General features: G+C 77.1%; 15 protein-coding genes. 3 read left to right on the top strand and 12 right to left on the bottom strand.

The window, feature by feature from the left end:
• Window positions 1-5: 5 nt before the first annotated feature.
• Window positions 6-767, bottom strand: coding sequence for a uracil-DNA glycosylase (locus LY71_RS10370; RefSeq protein WP_106277018.1), 762 nt, complete (start codon window positions 765-767; stop codon window positions 6-8).
• Between the two features lie 63 nt (window positions 768-830).
• Here LY71_RS10370 and LY71_RS10365 point away from each other — a divergent pair, with 63 nt between their 5' ends.
• Window positions 831-1,124 carry a DUF4235 domain-containing protein gene (locus LY71_RS10365; RefSeq protein ID WP_106277016.1) on the top strand — a complete coding sequence of 98 codons (294 nt, stop codon included), beginning with the start codon at window positions 831-833 and terminating at the stop codon, window positions 1,122-1,124.
• A 2-nt stretch (window positions 1,125-1,126) separates the two neighbouring features.
• Here the strand turns inward: LY71_RS10365 and LY71_RS10360 are convergent, their stop codons facing one another.
• From LY71_RS10360 to LY71_RS10325, 8 genes are all read right to left on the bottom strand, one after another.
• Window positions 1,127-2,080, bottom strand: coding sequence for a Ppx/GppA phosphatase family protein (locus tag LY71_RS10360; protein WP_211297250.1), 954 nt, complete (start codon window positions 2,078-2,080; stop codon window positions 1,127-1,129).
• On the bottom strand, window positions 2,077-2,595 hold the full coding sequence (locus LY71_RS10355) for a DUF501 domain-containing protein (protein ID WP_245887813.1): 519 nt from the start codon (window positions 2,593-2,595) through the stop codon (window positions 2,077-2,079). The genes LY71_RS10360 and LY71_RS10355 overlap by 4 nt, the downstream gene beginning before the upstream one ends.
• Window positions 2,592-3,140: an FtsB family cell division protein gene (locus LY71_RS10350; RefSeq protein ID WP_106277013.1), complete on the bottom strand. Its 549-nt coding sequence runs from the start codon at window positions 3,138-3,140 to the stop codon at window positions 2,592-2,594. The genes LY71_RS10355 and LY71_RS10350 overlap by 4 nt, the downstream gene beginning before the upstream one ends.
• Window positions 3,141-3,144: 4 nt before the next feature.
• Window positions 3,145-4,425 carry a phosphopyruvate hydratase gene (eno, locus tag LY71_RS10345; protein ID WP_106277011.1) on the bottom strand — a complete coding sequence of 427 codons (1,281 nt, stop codon included), beginning with the start codon at window positions 4,423-4,425 and terminating at the stop codon, window positions 3,145-3,147.
• A gap of 48 nt (window positions 4,426-4,473) precedes the next feature.
• The gene (locus tag LY71_RS10340; RefSeq protein WP_211297249.1) at window positions 4,474-4,635 is read right to left on the bottom strand and encodes a hypothetical protein; all 162 of its coding nucleotides are present in this window, start codon (window positions 4,633-4,635) and stop codon (window positions 4,474-4,476) included.
• A gap of 19 nt (window positions 4,636-4,654) precedes the next feature.
• A complete protein-coding gene (locus LY71_RS10335; RefSeq protein WP_106277005.1) occupies window positions 4,655-5,872 on the bottom strand; it encodes a glycosyltransferase family 2 protein in 1,218 nt (405 codons plus the stop codon).
• A 119-nt stretch (window positions 5,873-5,991) separates the two neighbouring features.
• Window positions 5,992-6,906: a nucleoside triphosphate pyrophosphohydrolase gene (locus LY71_RS10330; RefSeq protein WP_106277003.1), complete on the bottom strand. Its 915-nt coding sequence runs from the start codon at window positions 6,904-6,906 to the stop codon at window positions 5,992-5,994.
• Window positions 6,907-6,931: 25 nt separating this feature from the next.
• Entirely contained in the window at window positions 6,932-7,942 is a 1,011-nt protein-coding gene (locus LY71_RS10325; protein ID WP_170121301.1) for a SurA N-terminal domain-containing protein, read from the bottom strand.
• A gap of 160 nt (window positions 7,943-8,102) precedes the next feature.
• Between LY71_RS10325 and LY71_RS10320 the strand changes: the two genes are divergently transcribed.
• Both LY71_RS10320 and LY71_RS10315 read left to right on the top strand, forming a co-directional pair.
• Window positions 8,103-8,771, top strand: a complete 669-nt coding sequence (locus tag LY71_RS10320) for a 4'-phosphopantetheinyl transferase family protein (RefSeq protein WP_106276999.1) — start codon at window positions 8,103-8,105, stop codon at window positions 8,769-8,771.
• Window positions 8,768-11,692 carry an acetoacetate--CoA ligase gene (locus LY71_RS10315; protein ID WP_106276997.1) on the top strand — a complete coding sequence of 975 codons (2,925 nt, stop codon included), beginning with the start codon at window positions 8,768-8,770 and terminating at the stop codon, window positions 11,690-11,692. The genes LY71_RS10320 and LY71_RS10315 overlap by 4 nt, the downstream gene beginning before the upstream one ends.
• A 32-nt stretch (window positions 11,693-11,724) precedes the next feature.
• Here the strand turns inward: LY71_RS10315 and mfd are convergent, their stop codons facing one another.
• The 3 genes from mfd to LY71_RS10300 form a co-directional block, all read right to left on the bottom strand.
• Entirely contained in the window at window positions 11,725-15,252 is a 3,528-nt protein-coding gene (mfd, locus tag LY71_RS10310; protein WP_106276994.1) for a transcription-repair coupling factor, read from the bottom strand.
• 151 nt (window positions 15,253-15,403) lie between these two features.
• Window positions 15,404-16,162: a polysaccharide deacetylase family protein gene (locus LY71_RS10305; protein WP_211297248.1), complete on the bottom strand. Its 759-nt coding sequence runs from the start codon at window positions 16,160-16,162 to the stop codon at window positions 15,404-15,406.
• Entirely contained in the window at window positions 16,159-16,620 is a 462-nt protein-coding gene (locus LY71_RS10300; RefSeq protein ID WP_106276992.1) for an FAD synthase family protein, read from the bottom strand. Before LY71_RS10300 ends, LY71_RS10305 begins: the two co-directional genes overlap by 4 nt.
• Window positions 16,621-16,662 lie beyond the last annotated feature (42 nt).

Here is a 16,662-nt window from a genome sequence, read left to right as displayed (position 1 = left end):
TCAGCCTAGGGGCGCACGAGCTCCGTGGCCCGGGTCAGGACGGCGTCGAGCATCGGTTCGGTGAGCCGGCCGGTGAAGGTGTTCTGCTGGCTGACGTGGTAGCTGCCCAGCAGCGTCAGCGGCCCGCGCGGGCCGTCGAGGGTCACCTCCACGCCGTGGCCGAACGCCGGCCGCGGGCGGGGCAGCGCGTACCCGGCCGCGGCCAGCACCGGCCACAGCGCCGTCCAGCCGAAACCGCCGAGGACGACGACCACCCGCAGCCGCGCCAGCAGCGCCAGCTCGCGGGCCAGCCACGGGTTGCAGGTGTCGCGCTCGGCCGGGGTGGGCGCGTTGTCCGGCGGCGCGCAGCGCACCGCGGCGGCCACCCGGACGTCGCTGAGCTCCAGGCCGTCCCCGACGTGCGTCGACGTGGGCTGGCTGGCCAGCCCGGCCCGCCAGAGCGCGGCGAAGATCCAGTCGCCGCTGCGGTCGCCGGTGAAGACCCGGCCGGTGCGGTTGCCGCCGTGCGCGGCCGGCGCCAGCCCGACCACCGCGATCTGGGCGTCCGCGGGTCCCAGGCCCGGCACCGGACGGCCCCAGTACTCCTCGTCGCGGAAGGCCGCCCGCTTCACCCGGGCCACCTCCTCGCGCCAGGCCACCAGCCGCGGGCAGGCCCGGCAGCCGGAGACGCGGGCGTCGAGGACGGCGAGGTCGCGGGCGGCGCGGGCGGCGCGGGCGACGCCGGCGGGGGTGCGGGTGACGGGGAACCCGTGCGCGTCCACTGCCACTCGCCCAGTGGACCACCCGGGCGGGGACGGGCGGCCTCCGGGGCGACAGGGCATGATCACCGCATGGCCCGCACGGAGAAGGCGCCGCTGACCTGGAAGCTGCTCGGCTCGGGACTCGCCGTCCCGGCCGGCATCGCCGCCCGCAAGCTCACCGACGCCGCCTGGTACGCCGCGCGCGGCACGAACCCGCCGAAGAACCCGGCGGCGCCCGGGGTCAGCTGGCCCGACGCGCTGGCCTGGGCCGCCTTCTCCGGGGTCGTCGTCGCCGCCGGCCGGCTGGTGGCCGCCCGCGGTGCCGCGGCGGCCTACCAGTCGCTGACCGGCAAGCTGCCCCCCGGTCTCAACGAGGGCCCCTGAGCTCAGCGCCCGCGGGCGAGCCGGAGGGCGATGCCGTCGAGGATGTCGTGCTCGCTGACGACGACCTCGTCGAGCGAGAACGCGTCCATGAGCACGCGCAGCACCAGCGCGCCCGCGCCGATGACGTCCACCCGTCCCGGGTGCATGACCGGGTACGCCGCGCGCCGCTCGCGGGTGGCCGTCAGCAGCCCGGCGGTGACCGAGCGGACGGCGCCCACCCCGATCCGCGAGCCGTGGATGGCCACCGGGTCGTAGGCCGGCAGCCGCAGCGCGAGCGCGGCCACGGTGGTCACCGAGCCCGCCACGCCGACGAGCGTGGCCGCCTCCTGCACCGGCACGGCGGCGGTGACCTCGGCCAGCGCAGCGCGGACGTCGGACTCGGCGCGCTGGATCTGGTCGGCGGTGGGCGGGTCGCCGTGCAGGTGCCGCTCGGTCAGCCGCACGCAGCCGACGTCCACCGAGCGGGCGGCCCGGACGCCGCCGGCGTCGCCGAGCACGAACTCCGTCGAGCCGCCGCCGATGTCGACCACCAGGTGGGGCGGGTGCGGCGGCGCGCCGCCGTGCGCGGCGGCCGCGGCAGCGAGGGAGGCGGTGGCGCCGAGGAAGGACAGCCGGGCCTCCTCGTCGCCCGGGACGACGTCGGGCGGCTGACCGAGCGTCGCGGTGACCATCGCCTCGAAGTCGGCCCGGTTGACCGCGTCGCGGGTGGCGCTGGTGGCGACCATCCGTACGGCGGTGGCGCCGAGCTCGCGGGCCTGCGCGGCGTACTCGGCGAGCACGACGCGGGTGCGCTCGATCGCCTCGGGCGCCAGCCGGCCGGTGGCGTCGACGCCCTGGCCCAGGCGCACCACCTCCATCCGGCGCAGCAGGTCGGTGTGCGCGCCCTCCGGCGGGACGTCGGCGACGAGCAGGCGGATGGAGTTGGTGCCGCAGTCGACGGCGGCCACCCGCGTCACGTCGTCCCCTCCTGGGCGCAGGGGCCCTGGGCCCACCACTCCCCCATCTCGGCCACCGCGCGGTCGCCCACCGGGTTCACGCCGGGGCCCGCGGCCAGCGCGTGCCCGGCCAGCGCGTGCAGGCACTTGACCCGGTCGGGCATGCCGCCGGCGGTGGCGCGGGTGGGCAGCTCGCCCAGGGCGTCGCGCTCGGCGAGGTAGGCCTCGTGGGCGGCGCGGTAGGCCGCGGCGAGACCGGCGTCGGCGCCCAGGTCGTCCTGCCACTCGCGCATTCGGCCGGCCGACTCCAGCCGGCTGGCGGCCGCGGAGGCGCGCGGGCAGGTCAGGTAGTACAGCGTCGGGAACGGGGTGCCGTCCTCCAGCCGCGGGGAGGTCTGCACCACGTCGGGCTGCCCGCACGGGCAGCGGTGCGCCACCGCGCGCACCGCCCGCGGCGGGCGGCCGAGCTGCCGGCCCACGGTCGCCCGCTCCTCCGGGGTGATCGGCTCCCGCACCCGCTTCCCCGGGGCGGTCACTCCCCCGCTCCGGCGTCGTCGGCCTCGGCGACCGACCCGAGCAGCTCCTCGTACCAGGGCCGCTCGGTGTCGGGGACCTCGGGCAGGGTGCCGGCGTCGCCCTCGGCGGCCTCCCCGTCGACCACCACGACCAGCCGGTCCCCGGGCAGCACGTAGGCCAGCCGCTCGCGGGCCTCGCGGGCGGTCCACGCCGGGTCGGCCTGGCGGTCGAGCTGGGCGTCGAGATCGGCGATGCGCTGGTCGAGGGCGGTCCCCTCGGCGGCGAGCCGGGCCAGCTCCGCGCGGGTCTCCAGCCACTGCCGGAAGGGCCCGGCCAGTGTCAGCGCGAGCAGCAGCACCAGCCCCACCAGCACGACGGCCCGGCCGGTGAACAGCGGCCGCCGGGCCGACGCGGCGCGCGGCGCCGGGCGCGGGGTGCGCCGGCCGGGACGGGCCGCGGCGGGGCGGTTGCCCGCACCCGACCGCGTGCCGGCCGGCACCGGCCGGGACGCGGCGTGCGAGAGCGGCCGGCCGGTCGAGCGGCGCCGGCCGGTGCCCACGCTCACCGGGTCAGGAGGTCCGCAGGCGCGGGAAGGCCGCCGCGCCGGCGTAGCGCGCGGCGTCGTCGAGCTCCTCCTCGATGCGCAGCAGCTGGTTGTACTTCGCCACCCGCTCGCTGCGCGCCGGGGCGCCGGTCTTGATCTGCCCGCAGTCGGTGGCGACGGCGAGGTCGGCGATCGTGGTGTCCTCGGTCTCGCCAGAGCGGTGGCTCATCATGCAGCGGTAGCCGTTGCGGTGCGCGAGGCCGACCGCGTCGAGGGTCTCGGTGAGCGTCCCGATCTGGTTGACCTTCACCAGCAGCGCGTTGGCCGCCCCGCGGCCGATGCCGTCGGCGAGCCGGGCGGGGTTGGTGACGAACAGGTCGTCGCCCACGATCTGCACGCGGTCGCCGAGCGCCGCGGTCATCGCCACCCAGCCGTCCCAGTCCTCCTCCGAGAGCGGGTCCTCGATGGAGACGATCGGGTAGGCGTCGACCAGCTCGCGGTAGTAGTCGACGAGGTACTCGGCCGACCGGGTCTGGCCCTCGAAGTCGTAGCCGCCCTCGCCGTGGAACTCGGTGGCGGCGACGTCCAGCGCGAGGGCGATGTCGGTGCCCAGCGTGTAGCCGGCCTTCTCGACCGCCTCGGCGATGAGGTCGAGCGCGGCGCGGTTGGTGGGCAGGTCGGGGGCGAAGCCGCCCTCGTCGCCGAGGCCGGTGGACAGGCCGCGGCCCTTCAGCACCGACTTCAGCGCGTGGTAGCACTCGGCACCGGTGGACAGCGCCTCGGCGAAGGTCGCCGCGCCGATCGGCGCGATCATGAACTCCTGGACGTCGACGTTGCTGTCGGCGTGGGCGCCGCCGTTGAGGATGTTCATCATCGGCACCGGCAGCAGGTGCGACGACGGGCCGCCGACGTAGCGGAACAGCGGCAGACCGGTGGAGTCGGCGGCCGCGCGGGCGACCGCGAGGCTCACGCCGAGCAGCGCGTTGGCGCCGAGGCGGGACTTGTCGGGCGTGCCGTCGAGGTCGATGAGGCGCTGGTCGACCAGTCGCTGCTCGGTGGCCTCGTAGCCGACCAGCTCGGGGCCGATGACGTCGAGGACGCCGTCCACGGCCCTGGTCACGCCCTTGCCGCCGTAGCGCTCGCCGCCGTCGCGCAGCTCCACCGCCTCGAAGGCGCCGGTGGAGGCGCCGCTCGGCACCGCCGCCCGGGCGATCGTCCCGTCGTCGAGGGCGACCTCGACCTCCACGGTGGGGTTCCCGCGCGAGTCCAGGATCTCCCGCGCGCCTACGGCGTCGATGCTCGGCACGGGTGCAGCCTAGCCAGCCCGGCCGTCGCGGTGTGGTCGGCGCCGCGGTCAGCCCTTGGCGCGCCGGGGGACGAGCTTGAGCAGCGCCAGGCCGGCGAAGACCAGCGTCACGCCGGCGACCACCAGCGCCAGGGTGTCCAACCCCGTGGAGGCCAGCGTCGTCGACCCGCCGATGCCGCTGGCCGTCGCGTACCCCGCCTTGCTGTACACGTGCACCTCCTCCCGGGGCTCAGGTCGTCGCCGGGGCGGCGACGTGGTGCCAGGTCGCCTCGCGCCGGCGGAGGACGTCGAGCAGCGAGCGGACGAAGACGGCCTGGACGAACAGGTCGTAGGCCAGCTCGACGACGAGGGGCAGGGCGAGGAGGAGGGCCCGCCGGCCGCCGCGGCGCACGGTCACCAGCCGCTCGGCCAGGAACACGAGACCGACCGCTCCCCAGAAGGGGTCCACGTGCAGCCCTCCGTCCCGCGCGAGGAGCAGCACGGTGAGCACCAGGTAGGCCTGGAAGGCGAGGACGCCGACGCCGATGCCCACCTGCTGTCCCCAGTAGCGCAGGGTGACGCGGGTCAGCCCGTAGTGGCGGAGGTTCTCCAGGGCGCCGCGCTGCCAGCGCATGCGCTGCTGCCACAGGTCCCGCCAGGTCGGCATGATCTCGGTGACCACGGAGCAGGCCGCCGGGCTGGTGAGCCGCCAGCCGAGGGTCTTCAGGGCGAGGGTGAGCTCGTTGTCCTCGGTCAGCGCCAGGGTGTCGTACACCTGGCCGCGCCGGCCGGGCAGCGTGCTGCCGCGGGCGGCGGCGACCTCGCGCAGTGCGCGGACGCGGAACAGCGTCCCGGTGCCGGTGAGCACCATGACGCGGCCGGTCCGCGCGACGTCCCGGCTGTACCGCAGGTACTCGTTGCGCTGCAGCTGGCCGAGCACCCCGCTGCCGGGGTGGCCGTAGAACAGGCCGCCCGCCGCGCCGGTGCCGGGCGAGGAGTCGAGGCTGGCGGCCGCGGTCTCCAGGAACCGCGGGTCCAGCTGGGTGTCGGCGTCCATCACGAGCACGTGGTCGTCGTCGCGCAGGTCCGCCGAGGGCCCGGCGACCGGCTGCGCGGCCCGCCACCCGGACCCGGCGCGGCGGTCGGGGCCGCGGTCGTCGCGGGGCGCGCCGTCCGCGCGGCGGTCGGTGTCGGCGGTCCGGCGGAACCGCTGCACGATCGCCTGGTTCAGCGCCCCGGCCTTCTTGTCGGTGTTGCCGACGGTCTCGTACACCTCCGCGCCGTGCGCCCGCACGATGTCGGCCGTGTCGTCGGTGCAGTTGTCGGCGATGACGACGACGCGGTCGGGCCGTCGCGTCTGCCGCTGCAGCGCGGTCAGGGTGGCGCCGATGTTCGCCGCCTCGTCGTGCGCCGGGATCAGCACGACCAGGCGGGCGGGGTGCGGCCCGGACTCGGCCCGGTCGTCCATGCGGGGTCCCTCCGTCGCGGCCGGTGGCTGCGCCGGCTCCCGCCGGTACCGACGGCGGGCAGCGGCCCCGCCTGCACCCGAGTCGCTCAGGGACCACCCGGGCGGGTGAGGGCGGGGAGTCAGCCCCGCTCGCGGCGCCGGGCCTCGGCGTCGAGCTCCCCGGCGTAGCGGCGCACCGCCTCCCGCAGCGCGTCCTCGACGTCCCAGCCGCGCCGCTCGGCCGCGGCGACCACCGCCAGCAGCCGCTCCCCCAGCTCCTCCGGCGCGGCGGGGTCCAGCTCGGCCGGCTCCGGCGTCGGGAACCCGGCCCGGGCGGCCCGGCGCACCAGCGCCGCCCCCCAGGACGCGGCCGGCTGCGAGCGCGAGACGCCCTCGGTGGGCGAGCGCCGCTGCTTCTCCGCCTGCTTGATCTCCTCCCAGCCCGCCTCCACCCCGGCGACGTCGCGGGGGCCCGCGTCGCCGAAGACGTGCGGGTGCCGGCGGACCAGCTTGTCCACCAGGTCGCCGGCCACGTCGTCGACGTCGAAACGGCGCCCCGGACCGGCCTCGGCGGCCACCCGGGCGTGGAACACCACCTGCAGCAGCACGTCGCCGAGCTCCTCGCGCATGGCGACCGGGTCGTCGTCGACGATCGCGTCGTAGGCCTCGTGCGCCTCCTCGAGCAGGTAGCCGCGCAGCGAGGCGTGCGTCTGCTCGGCGTCCCACGGGCAGCCGCCCGGCGAGCGCAGCCGGTCCATCACCGCGACGACGTCGAGCAGCCGGGTCCCGGCCGGCACCGGGCTCCCGACCACGTCCCCGGCGTCGACCTCGGTGCCGGCCGCGACCAGGGCGACGACGCTGTCGGGGCGGGCCGCGGCGGCCGCGGCGTCGGGGACGTCGTCGACCGCCCAGCCCCCGGCCCGCAGCGCGTCGGCGGTCGCCGCGGCGCCGGGCAGCGCGACGAGCGGTCGGCCGCTGGACAGCGCCTGCCAGGCGGCCGGGCCGAGCAGACCGGGCAGGGCGGGGGAGACGACGACGGCGAGCGCGACGGGCACCCGGCCAGTCTCCGGGACCGCCGGCTCAGCCGCCCGAGCCGGTGCCGGTGGTGCCCGAGCCGGTGCCGGTGCCGGCCGGCTCGTCGAGCAGGTCGACCACCCCGCCGTCGGCCTCGCGGACCACGTCGTCCTCCAGCGCCCCGTAGCGCGGGTTCACGGTGACGTCGAGGTCGGTGCGCACCTCGTCGACCAGCGCCGCGCCGGCCTCCTCGAGGCCGGTGGCCGCCTCGTCCTCCAACTGGCCGCGCACCTCCTCGAAGGACGGGGTGGTGCGCTGGCCGACGTAGACCACGACCACCCCGGCCACCTGCGGCACGGTCACGGTGAAGGCGGTGCCCGGCGCGGCCGGCGCCACGCCCGCGGCCAGCGGCGCGGGGACGTCGGCGAGGGCCACGGGCGCCACCGCGGGCAGCGTGTTCTGGCCGGGGAAGCGCGCGGCCACGGCCGGGTAGGCCGCGGGGTCCGCGGTCAGCTCCCCGACCACGCCGTCGGCGGTGGGCTGGTCGGGGACGACGAGGTAGCCGAGCTCCACCTGCTCGAGGTCGCCGCGGGTCTCCTCGTACCGGGCGCGCAGCGCGGCCTCGTCGAGCGCGCCGCCCTCCCCCGCGGCCTCGGCCACCTCCCGGCGCACCAGCTGCTGGCGGGCGCTCTCCAGGACGTCGTCGCGGGAGAAGCCCTGGTCGGCCGCCTGCGCGAACAGGGCCGCGGCGTCCTGCCCGGCCAGCGACCGGTCGACGAACGCGGACACATCGGCGTCGGTGACCTCGACGTCGTAGCGCTGCGCCGCGGCGGCGTAGACCTCCTCGCGGAGCAGGAGGCTGAGCACCTGGCGGGTGAAGTCGGTCTCCGAGCCGGCCGCGGCCTCCGCGATCGCCGGGTCGGCCAGACGCTCGTCCACCGCCGCCTGCAGCTCGACGGCGGTCACCTGCTGGTCGCCGACGTAGGCGGCCACCGACGGCGAGGTCCGGCAGCCGCTCACCGCGACCAGCGCGACGAGACCGACGGCCAGCGGTGCGGTCAGGCGACGGGTCTGCACCAGCGGAGCGTGCCACACGCGGTGGCGGGCACGGCGCAGGCGGCGGGGACGCCGATCCCCCGGCCGAGCCCGTCCGCCGGGTCGCCCGGTCGCGTGTCCGCACCCGGCCCTCCCCCCGACGAGGGATCCCACGCGGGGACCCGGCTGCCAGCATCGCGGCATGCCGCCGCCCGTCCCCGCGTCGTCCCGCGCGCTGCCGTGGGCGGACGTCGCCGTCCGGCTGGTCGACCTCGCCGCGGACGACGCCGAGCTGGCCCGCGCGGAGGCGGTGCTGAGCCCGGCCGAGCTGGCCCGCGCCCGGCGGGGCACCCCCGCCGTCCACCGGCGCCGCGTGCTCCTGCGGGCGGCCCTGCGCACCGCCCTGGCCGCCGAGCTGGGCACCGACCCGGCCCGGGTGCCGCTCGGGACCACGGCCGCCGGGCGCCCGGAGCTGCCGCCGGCCACCGGCCTGGACGCCGGCTGCTCGGCCAGCGGCGGGCTGGGCGTCGTGGCCGTGGGGCGCGGCTGTCGGGTCGGCGTCGACGTGGAGCGGGTGGCGCCGTGGACGGCCGACGTCCTCGACGAGGGCTGGCTCGCCGACGCCGAGCAGCGCGCGCTCACCGCCCTGCCGGAGGGTGCCCGCGCCCTCGCGGCGACCCGTGCCTGGACGCAGAAGGAGGCCGTCCTCAAGGGCCGCGGGACCGGCCTGCGGGAGGACCCGGCCGCCGTGGTCACCGAGATCGGGCGCACCGACGGGACGGTGGCCGGCTGGGCGGTCCGCGACGTGCCCGTGCCCGACGGCTGGGTGGCCAGCCTCGCCGTCGCCCCCCACCAGGAGGTCCCCTCGTGACGCTCGCCCCCGCCGTCCCCCAGCTCGCGTCGTTCCGGGCCCGCTGCGAGGCGGCGGCCGGCGCCGCGCTGGACGCGCCCGGCGCCCTGCACGCCTTCTCCGTCGAGCGGCCCGAGGAGTTCTGGCGCACCCTGCTCGACTGGTCGGGGCTGCCGTGGTCGGGCTCCGCGGACGTCGTCCTCACCGGCACCGACGTCGAGACCGCCCGCTTCTTCCCCGACCTGCGGCTGAACTACGCCGAGGCGCTGCTGCGCCCGGTGGACGGCGCCGGGGACGACGCCCCCGCGCTCACCGCGGTGCACGCCGACCGCCCGGCCGACCGCTGGACGCGCGGTGAGCTCCGCGACGCCGTCGCGCGGACCGCGACCGCCCTGCGCGGGCAGGGGCTGGCGCCGGGCGACCGGCTCGTGCTGGTCGCCGCCAACACCGGCGAGACCGCCGTCGTCGCCCTGGCCGCGGCCGCCGTCGGGGCCGCCGTCTCCACGGCCGCGCCCGACATGGGCGCGGCGTCCCTGCTCGGCCGCTTCGCCCAGGTCGAGCCCGCCGTGCTGGTCCTCGACCGCCGGGCGGTGCCCGACGACGTGGTGGCCGAGGTGGTCGCCGGCCTGCCGGCCCTGCGCCGGGTGCTGCTGCTCGACGACCGCCCGCTGCCCGACCTCGGCCTGCCGGCCGAGCGGCTGGCCGACGCCGCCGCCGGCGCCGAGCCCACCCTCGACTGGCCCCGGCTCGCCTTCGACACCCCGCTGTTCGTGATGTTCTCCTCGGGCACCACCGGCCCGCCCAAGGCGATGGTGCACGGGGCGGGCGGCACGCTGCTGGAGCACGTCAAGGAGCACCGGCTGCACGTCGACCTCGGGCCCGGCGACACGCTCTACTTCCACACCACCACCGCCTGGATGATGTGGAACTGGCAGCTCTCGGCGCTGGCCACCGGCGCGCACGTCGTCGTCTACGACGGCCCGGTGTCCGGCCCCGGGACCCTCTGGGAGCTGGTGGCCGAGCACGGCGTCACCGTCTTCGGCACCAGCCCGGCCTACCTGCAGCTGGGGCAGGACGCCGGCCACCGGCCCGCCGAGGCCGCCGACCTGTCGCGGCTGCGGGCCGTGCTCTCCACCGGCGCGGTCCTGCACGACTGGCAGTTCGACTGGGTCGCCGAGGCCGTCGGGCCGGTGCCGCTGCAGTCGGTCTCCGGCGGCACGGACGTCATCGGCTGCTTCGTGCTCGGCGCCCCCGACGTCCCCGTGCGGCGGGGCCGCTGCCAGACGCGCAGCCTCGGCCTCGACGTCACGGCGGTGGACGAGGACGGCCGCGAGGTCGTCGGTCGGGTCGGCGAGCTGGTCTGCCGGCGCCCCTTCCCCAGCCGCCCCGTCGGGTTCCTCCGCGACCCCGACGGCAGCCGCTTCCACGACGCCTACTTCGCCGACCACCCCGGCGTGTGGACCCACGGCGACCTGATCGAGTTCGACGCCGACGGGTCCTCACGGCTGCACGGGCGCTCGGACGGCGTCCTCAACGTCGACGGGCTGCGCATCGGGCCCAGCGAGATCTACACCGTGCTCCGGCAGCTGCCCGAGATCGCCGACGCGATGGCCGTCGAGCAGCGCGACGACAGCCGGCCCGGGAGCTCGCGGATGGTGCTGCTGGTCGTGCTGCGGCCGGGCGCCCGGCTCGACGGCGGGCTGGAGCGCACCATCCGGCGCACGCTGCGCCGGGACGCCTCGGCCGCGCACGTGCCCTCGCTGGTCGTCGCGGTCGACGACCTGCCGCTCACCCACAACGGCAAGCGCTCCGAGCGGGCGGCCCGCGACGCCGTCAACGGCGACCCGGTCGCCAACGCCGTCGCGCTGCGCGACCCCGGGTGCCCGGACCGGATCCGCGCGGCCGTCGCCGCGGCCTCGGCCGCGCCCCCCGCGCCGGAGGACGACGGCCTGCTCGGCCGGGTCTCCCGCATCTGGTGCGAGGTGCTCGGCCTGCGCTCCGCCGACCCCGACGACGACTGGTCCGACCTCGGCGGGACCTCCCGCCAGGTGCTCAGCCTGCTGCGGCGGGTCCGGCTGGACCTGGACGCCGACGTCCCGGTGCAGCGGTTCGCCGAGGACGCGACGCCGGCCGGGCTGGCCCGGGCCGCGGAGGCGGCGCTGGCCGCCGCGCCGGCCGCCGTGACCGTGCTGCGGGCCGGGGCGGGCCGCCCGGTCTTCCTCGTGCCGGACGCCTGGGGTCAGCTGAACCTGTACGCGGGGCTGGTCGAGCGGCTGGCGACGCCGCGGCCGGTGCTCGGCCTGCGGCTGCCGCTGCGCGACGGCAACGGGCGGCACCGCACGATCGAGGAGGTCGCCGCCGACGCCCTGGTACAGGTCCGCGGCGCCCAGCCGGCCGGCCCCTACACCCTGCTCGGCTACTCCTTCGGCGGCCTGGTCGCCCACGAGGTCGCCACCCGGCTGCGCGCCGCGGGCGAGGACGTCGGCTGTCTCGGCCTGCTCGACGTCCGCCCGCCCCTCGCGGCGCTCAGCCGGTGGGAGGCCGCGCGGGTGCGGTGGGCCGGCCGCTGGGCGACGGTGCGCTCCGGTCGCGTCCCGGCGGCGGTGCTGCGCCGCGTGACCGGCCGGGGGCGGCCGTCAGCGCCCGCGCCCGGCCCGGTCCCCGCGACGCCCGACCCCGAGCTGCGGTTCTTCCTCGGGTCGCAGGAGGTGTCGGAGGCCCACCGCCCCGCCCGGTTCGACGGCCCGGTCGCCTACTTCCTCGCCGAGGGGTCCCGGGCCGCGGCGTCCCGGACCCTGGGCGCCTGGCGGCGGGTCGTGCGGGAGCTGCGGGTGGTCGAGGTCCCCGGCTGGCACGGGGACCTCGACGACGAGCGGATCGGGATGCTCAGCGACCGGCACGTCGCCACCCTGGCGGCGGAGGTCTCCGCCGCCCTGGACTGAGGGCAGGGGGTCCCGGGCGGTCCCGGACGGCCTCAGGCGGCCACGGGCTGCGCGAGCACCGCCGTCAGCAGCGCGTGCAGGTTCTCCAGCAGGGCGACGTCGCGCAGTGGGGTGCGCCGGTCGGGGCCGACCGGGACCTTGAGCGAGATTGTCTGCACGGCCGACTTGTAGGTGGCGCCGTCGGCCAGCCGGGCCAGCCGCATCTGCTGCGACTCGCGCAGCGGCACCGGGCTGACCCGGATCGAGCGGCCCTGCAGCGACACCTCGGTGACGCCGAGCCGGCGCACCGCGGCGCGGAAGCGGGCGACGGCGAGCAGGTTGAGCACCGGCGCGGGCGGGGCGCCGTAGCGGTCGGTCAGCTCGTCGAGGACGGCCTGCGCCTGCTCGTCGTCCTGCACCGCGGCGACCTTGCGGTAGGCCTCCATGCGCAGCCGCTCACCCGGCACGTAGTCGTGCGGCAGGTGCGCGTCGACCGGCAGGTCCACCCGGACGTCGGCGGGCTCGGCGGGCGCCTCCTCCCCGGTGACGGAGGCGCGGTAGTCGCTGACCGCCTCGCCGACCAGGCGCACGTAGAGGTCGAACCCGACCCCGGCGATGTGCCCGGACTGCTCGCCGCCGAGCAGGTTGCCCGCGCCGCGGATCTCGAGGTCCTTCATCGCCACGGCCATGCCGGCGCCGAGGTCGGTGTTGTGCGCGATGGTGGTCAGCCGGTCGACCGAGGTCTCGGTGAGCGGCCGCGAGGGGTCGTAGGTGAAGTAGGCGTAGGCCCGCTCGCGGCCACGGCCCACCCGGCCGCGGATCTGGTGCAGCTGGGAGAGGCCGAAGGTGTCGGCGCGGTCGACGATCAGGGTGTTGGCGTTGGGGATGTCCAGGCCGGACTCGACGATCGTGGTCGCGACCAGGACGTCGTACTCCTTCTCCCAGAAGCCGACCATGATCTTCTCGAGCTCGTGCTCCTTCATCTGCCCGTGGCCGACGGCGACGCGGGCCTCGGGCACCAGCCGGCGGATCTTGGCCGCGGCCTTGTCGATGGACTGCACCCGGTTGTGGATGACGAACACCTGCCCGTCGCGCAGCAGCTCGCGGCGGATCGCGGCGGCCATCTGCTTGTCGTCCCAGGCGCCGACGTAGGTCAGCACCGGGTGCCGCTCCTCCGGGGGCGTGAGGATCGTCGACATCTCGCGGATGCCGGTCAGGCTCATCTCCAGCGTGCGCGGGATCGGGGTGGCCGACATCGACAGCACGTCGACCGCCGTCCGCATGGTCTTCAGGTACTCCTTGTGCTCGACGCCGAAGCGCTGCTCCTCGTCGACGACGACCAGGCCGAGGTCCTTGAACCGGGTGGTCGGCTGCAGCAGCCGGTGGGTGCCGACCAGCACGTCGACCTCGCCCGCGGCGAGCCTGCGCAGCGTCTCGGCGCTCTCCGCGTCGGACTGGAAGCGGGAGAGCACCGCCACCGTCACCGGGAACTGCGCGAACCGCTCGGAGAAGGTCTTGAAGTGCTGGTTGGCCAGCAGCGTCGTCGGCACCAGGACGGCGACCTGCTTGCCATCCTGCACCGCCTTGAACGCGGCCCGGACGGCGATCTCGGTCTTGCCGTAGCCGACGTCGCCGCAGATGACCCGGTCCATCGGCACCGGGTTGGCCATGTCGGCCTTGACCTCCTCGATGGCGGCCAGCTGGTCGGGCGTCTCCTGGTAGGGGAAGGCGTCCTCGAGCTCGCGCTGCCAGACGGTGTCGGGGCCGAAGGCGTGGCCCTTGGTGGCCATCCGGGCCGAGTAGAGGCGGATGAGCTCGGCGGCGATCTGCTTGACCGCCTTGCGCGCCTGGCCCTTGGTCCTGGCCCAGTCCGAGCCGCCGAGCTTGGACAGCGCGGGCTGCTCGCCGCCGACGTAGCGGGTGAGCTGGTCGAGGGCGTCGGTGGGCACGAACAGCCGGTCCGGCGGCTGGTTCCGCTTGCCCGGCGCGTACTCGACGATGAGGTAGTCGCGCTGGCCGCCGTGCACGGTGCGGCTGACCATCTCGACGTAGCGGCCGATGCCGTGCTGCTCGTGGACGACGAGGTCGCCGGGCTGCAGCTGCACCAGGTCGACGGCGTTGCGCCGCCGGGCGGGCATCTTCACCGCGTCGCGCATGGTGGTGCCGCGCTGGCCGGTGAGGTCGTGCTCGGTGACCAGCGCGAGCCTCACCCCGGGCAGGGTGAATCCGGACTCCAGGTTGCCCTGGGTGATCGAGGTCAGCCCCGCCTCGGGGGCGGAGTCCATGCCGGGCACCAGCCGCACGCCGAGGTCGGCGCCGGTGAACTGGTCGGCGGCGCGCTGCGCCGGGCCGGGACCGGCGAAGGTGACCACCACCCGCCAGCCGTCGCGGTTCCAGCTGCGCAGCGTCTCCACGGCGCGGTCGAGGTCGCCGGAGAAGCGCTCGACGGGAGTGGCCTCGAGCGCGCCCTCGTCCTCGCCGAGCGTGAACGCGCCGGTGGTCCACCACGGCAGGCCGCGGCCGCGGGCGGCGGCCTCGACGTCGGCGAGCTCGCGGAACGACGACGCGCCCAGGTCCAGCGGCGCCTCCCCCGCCTCGGCGGCGGTGGCCCAGGACGCGGCGAGGAACTCCTCGGCGGTGCGCACCAGGTCGGCCGCGCGGCTGCGGACCCGCTCGGGGTCGGCGACGAGGACGTGGGTGCCGGCGGGCAGCAGGTCGGTGAGCAGCTGCATCTGCTCGTCCCCGATCAGCGCCGGGGTGAGCGACTCCATGCCCTCGACGGCGATGCCCTCGGCGAGCTTGCCCAGCACCTCCAGCAGCCCCGGGTGCTCCACGGCGAGCGCGGCGGCCCGGGCGCGCACCTCGTCGGTGAGCAGCAGCTCGCGGCACGGCGGGGCCCACAGCCGGTCGGGCCGCTCGTCGAGGGAGCGCTGGTCGGCGGCGGAGAAGTACCGCAGCTCGTCGACCTCGTCGCCCCAGAACTCCACGCGCACCGGGTGCGGCTCGGTGGGCGGGAAGACGTCGAGCAGGCCGCCGCGGACGGCGAACTCGCCGCGCTTCTCCACCAGCTCCACCCGGGTGTAGGCGGCGTCGGCCAGGGCGCGGGCGACGTCGTCGAGCTCGGCGGTGTCCCCCGGCCTCAGCTCCACCGGGACGAGGTCGCCCAGGCCCGGGGCCAGCGGCTGCAGCACGCTGCGCACCGGCGCCACCAGGACGTCGACGGCGCCGCCCTGGCCCGGGTGGGTGAGGTCGCGCAGCACGGCCAGCCGGCGTCCCACGGTGTCCGCGCGCGGGGAGAGCCGCTCGTGCGGCAGCGTCTCCCACGCCGGGAAGGTCTCCACCCGGCGGCCGGGCAGGAAGCAGCGCAGCAGGTCGGCGGCGACGTCGGCGTCGCGCTCGCCGGCGGTGACCAGCAGGACCGGCACGCCCGCGCCGGGGGCCTCGGCGGCCAGCGCGGCGGCCACCAGCGGCTGCACCGGTGGCGGGGCGGGGACGGCGAGCTCGGCCGATCCCGCGGCGGCCACCACGCGGGCGATGCCGGGATCGCTGAGGACGACGTCGAGCACGCCGCGCAGACTCACGAGGGACCACTCCTGGGGGTTCGGCCGGCCCGCGACGGTGCCGCCGGGTGCGGTACGGGCCCCTCCCCAGGCTAGACGGCGGGCGCGTCCCCTGCCGGGGCGCGACCGGTGGGCTCCGCCGGCCGGCGGCGGGAGGCCCGCGGCGCCGTCCTCAGGCGCCGGCGCCCCGGACGCGGAGGGAGTGGCGGGCCAGCCGGGCGACCAGGTGGGCGGCGGTGTCCGACGGCGCCACGTAGCAGCGCGGCACGGTGAAGCGGTCGCCGGGGGAGTAGTCGCCGGTCACGCAGGCGTGGTCGTACCCCGCGGCCCGCACGGCGGCGGCCGCGGCGGCGTCGAAGTCGCCCCACGGGTAGCAGAACCCCGGCACCTCGGCCTGCAGGACGTCCTGCAGCACCCGGCGGCTGCCCGCGACCTCCTCGGCGAGCGTCGCCGGGTCGGCGCCGGCCAGGCGCACGTGCGTGAGGGTGTGGCTGCCGACCTCGTGCCCGGCCGCGGCCACGGCCCGCACCTGGGCGGCGTCCACGAGGTCCAGCCGCGGACCGGCGTCCCACTCGTTGGCGCCGCCGAGCCGGCCGGCCACCACGTACAGGGTGCCGGTCATCCCGTGCCGGGCGAGGACGGGCACGGCGTGCTCGAGGAAGTCGGTGTAGCCGTCGTCGAAGGTCAGCCCGACCAGTCCGCCGGCCGCCCCGCGGTCGTGCGCCGCCAGGAGCTCGGCCAGCGGCACACCGCGCAGGCCCAGGCGCCGCAGCAGGCGCAGGTGCCGGTCGAGCCGGGCCGGGTGCACGCGGACCCGGTGCGGGTCGGGCTGCCGCGAGGGGCTGATCGAGTGGTACATGAGCACGGGCGGGACGCGCAGCCGGGTCCCGGCCGGCCCCCCGGCGGCGGACGTCGAGGCGGCCAGGGTCACGACCGGCCCCCGGTGGAGCCGGCGAGCGCGGGGACGCCGCGACCGTCCAGGACGGCGAGTGCGCGACGCAGCGCCGTGCTCGACGTGTGCACCGTGTAGGGGAAGTAGCGGACCTCGACGCCGACCGAGGCGAAGTCGCGCTCGAGCCGCCGCCCCTTCTCCGTGCCGCGCCAGTCGTCGCCCTTGAAGATGACGTCGAACCCGACCGCGCGCCAGGTGTCGAGCTTGTCGGGGACGACCTCGGCGTGGACCTCGTCCACGATGCGCAGGCTGCGGACGATCTCCATCCGCTCGGGCAGGGGCACCACCGGCGCCCGTCCCTTGGTGAGCACCAGCATCTCGTCCGAGACGACCCCGGCGACGAGGTGGTCGCAGTGCTCGGCGGCGTGCCGGAGCAGGTTGAGGTGGCCGATGTGGAACAGGTCGTACGCGCCCGGCGCGTAGCCGACGACGGTCATGGGACTCCCCCGGTCTCCCGTGCGGTGCAGAGGACCAGTCGA

This window comes from Geodermatophilus tzadiensis (genome assembly GCF_003002915.1).
In the GTDB taxonomy this organism is placed as follows: Bacteria; Actinomycetota; Actinomycetes; order Mycobacteriales; family Geodermatophilaceae; genus Geodermatophilus; species Geodermatophilus tzadiensis.
The sequence above is the reverse complement of the archived record's forward strand: the minus strand, read 5'-3'. Positions and strand labels throughout refer to the sequence as shown.

Bases quoted from the DNA above. Each gene is read 5' to 3' on its own strand.
- LY71_RS10300 (WP_106276992.1), bottom strand. From the start codon at position 16,620: ATGACCGTCGTCGGCTACGCGCCGGGCGCGTACGACCTGTTCCACATC.
- LY71_RS10335 (WP_106277005.1), bottom strand. From the start codon at position 5,872: ATGGACGACCGGGCCGAGTCCGGGCCGCACCCCGCCCGCCTGGTCGTG.
- LY71_RS10365 (WP_106277016.1), top strand. From the start codon at position 831: ATGGCCCGCACGGAGAAGGCGCCGCTGACCTGGAAGCTGCTCGGCTCG.
- LY71_RS10320 (WP_106276999.1), top strand. From the start codon at position 8,103: ATGCCGCCGCCCGTCCCCGCGTCGTCCCGCGCGCTGCCGTGGGCGGAC.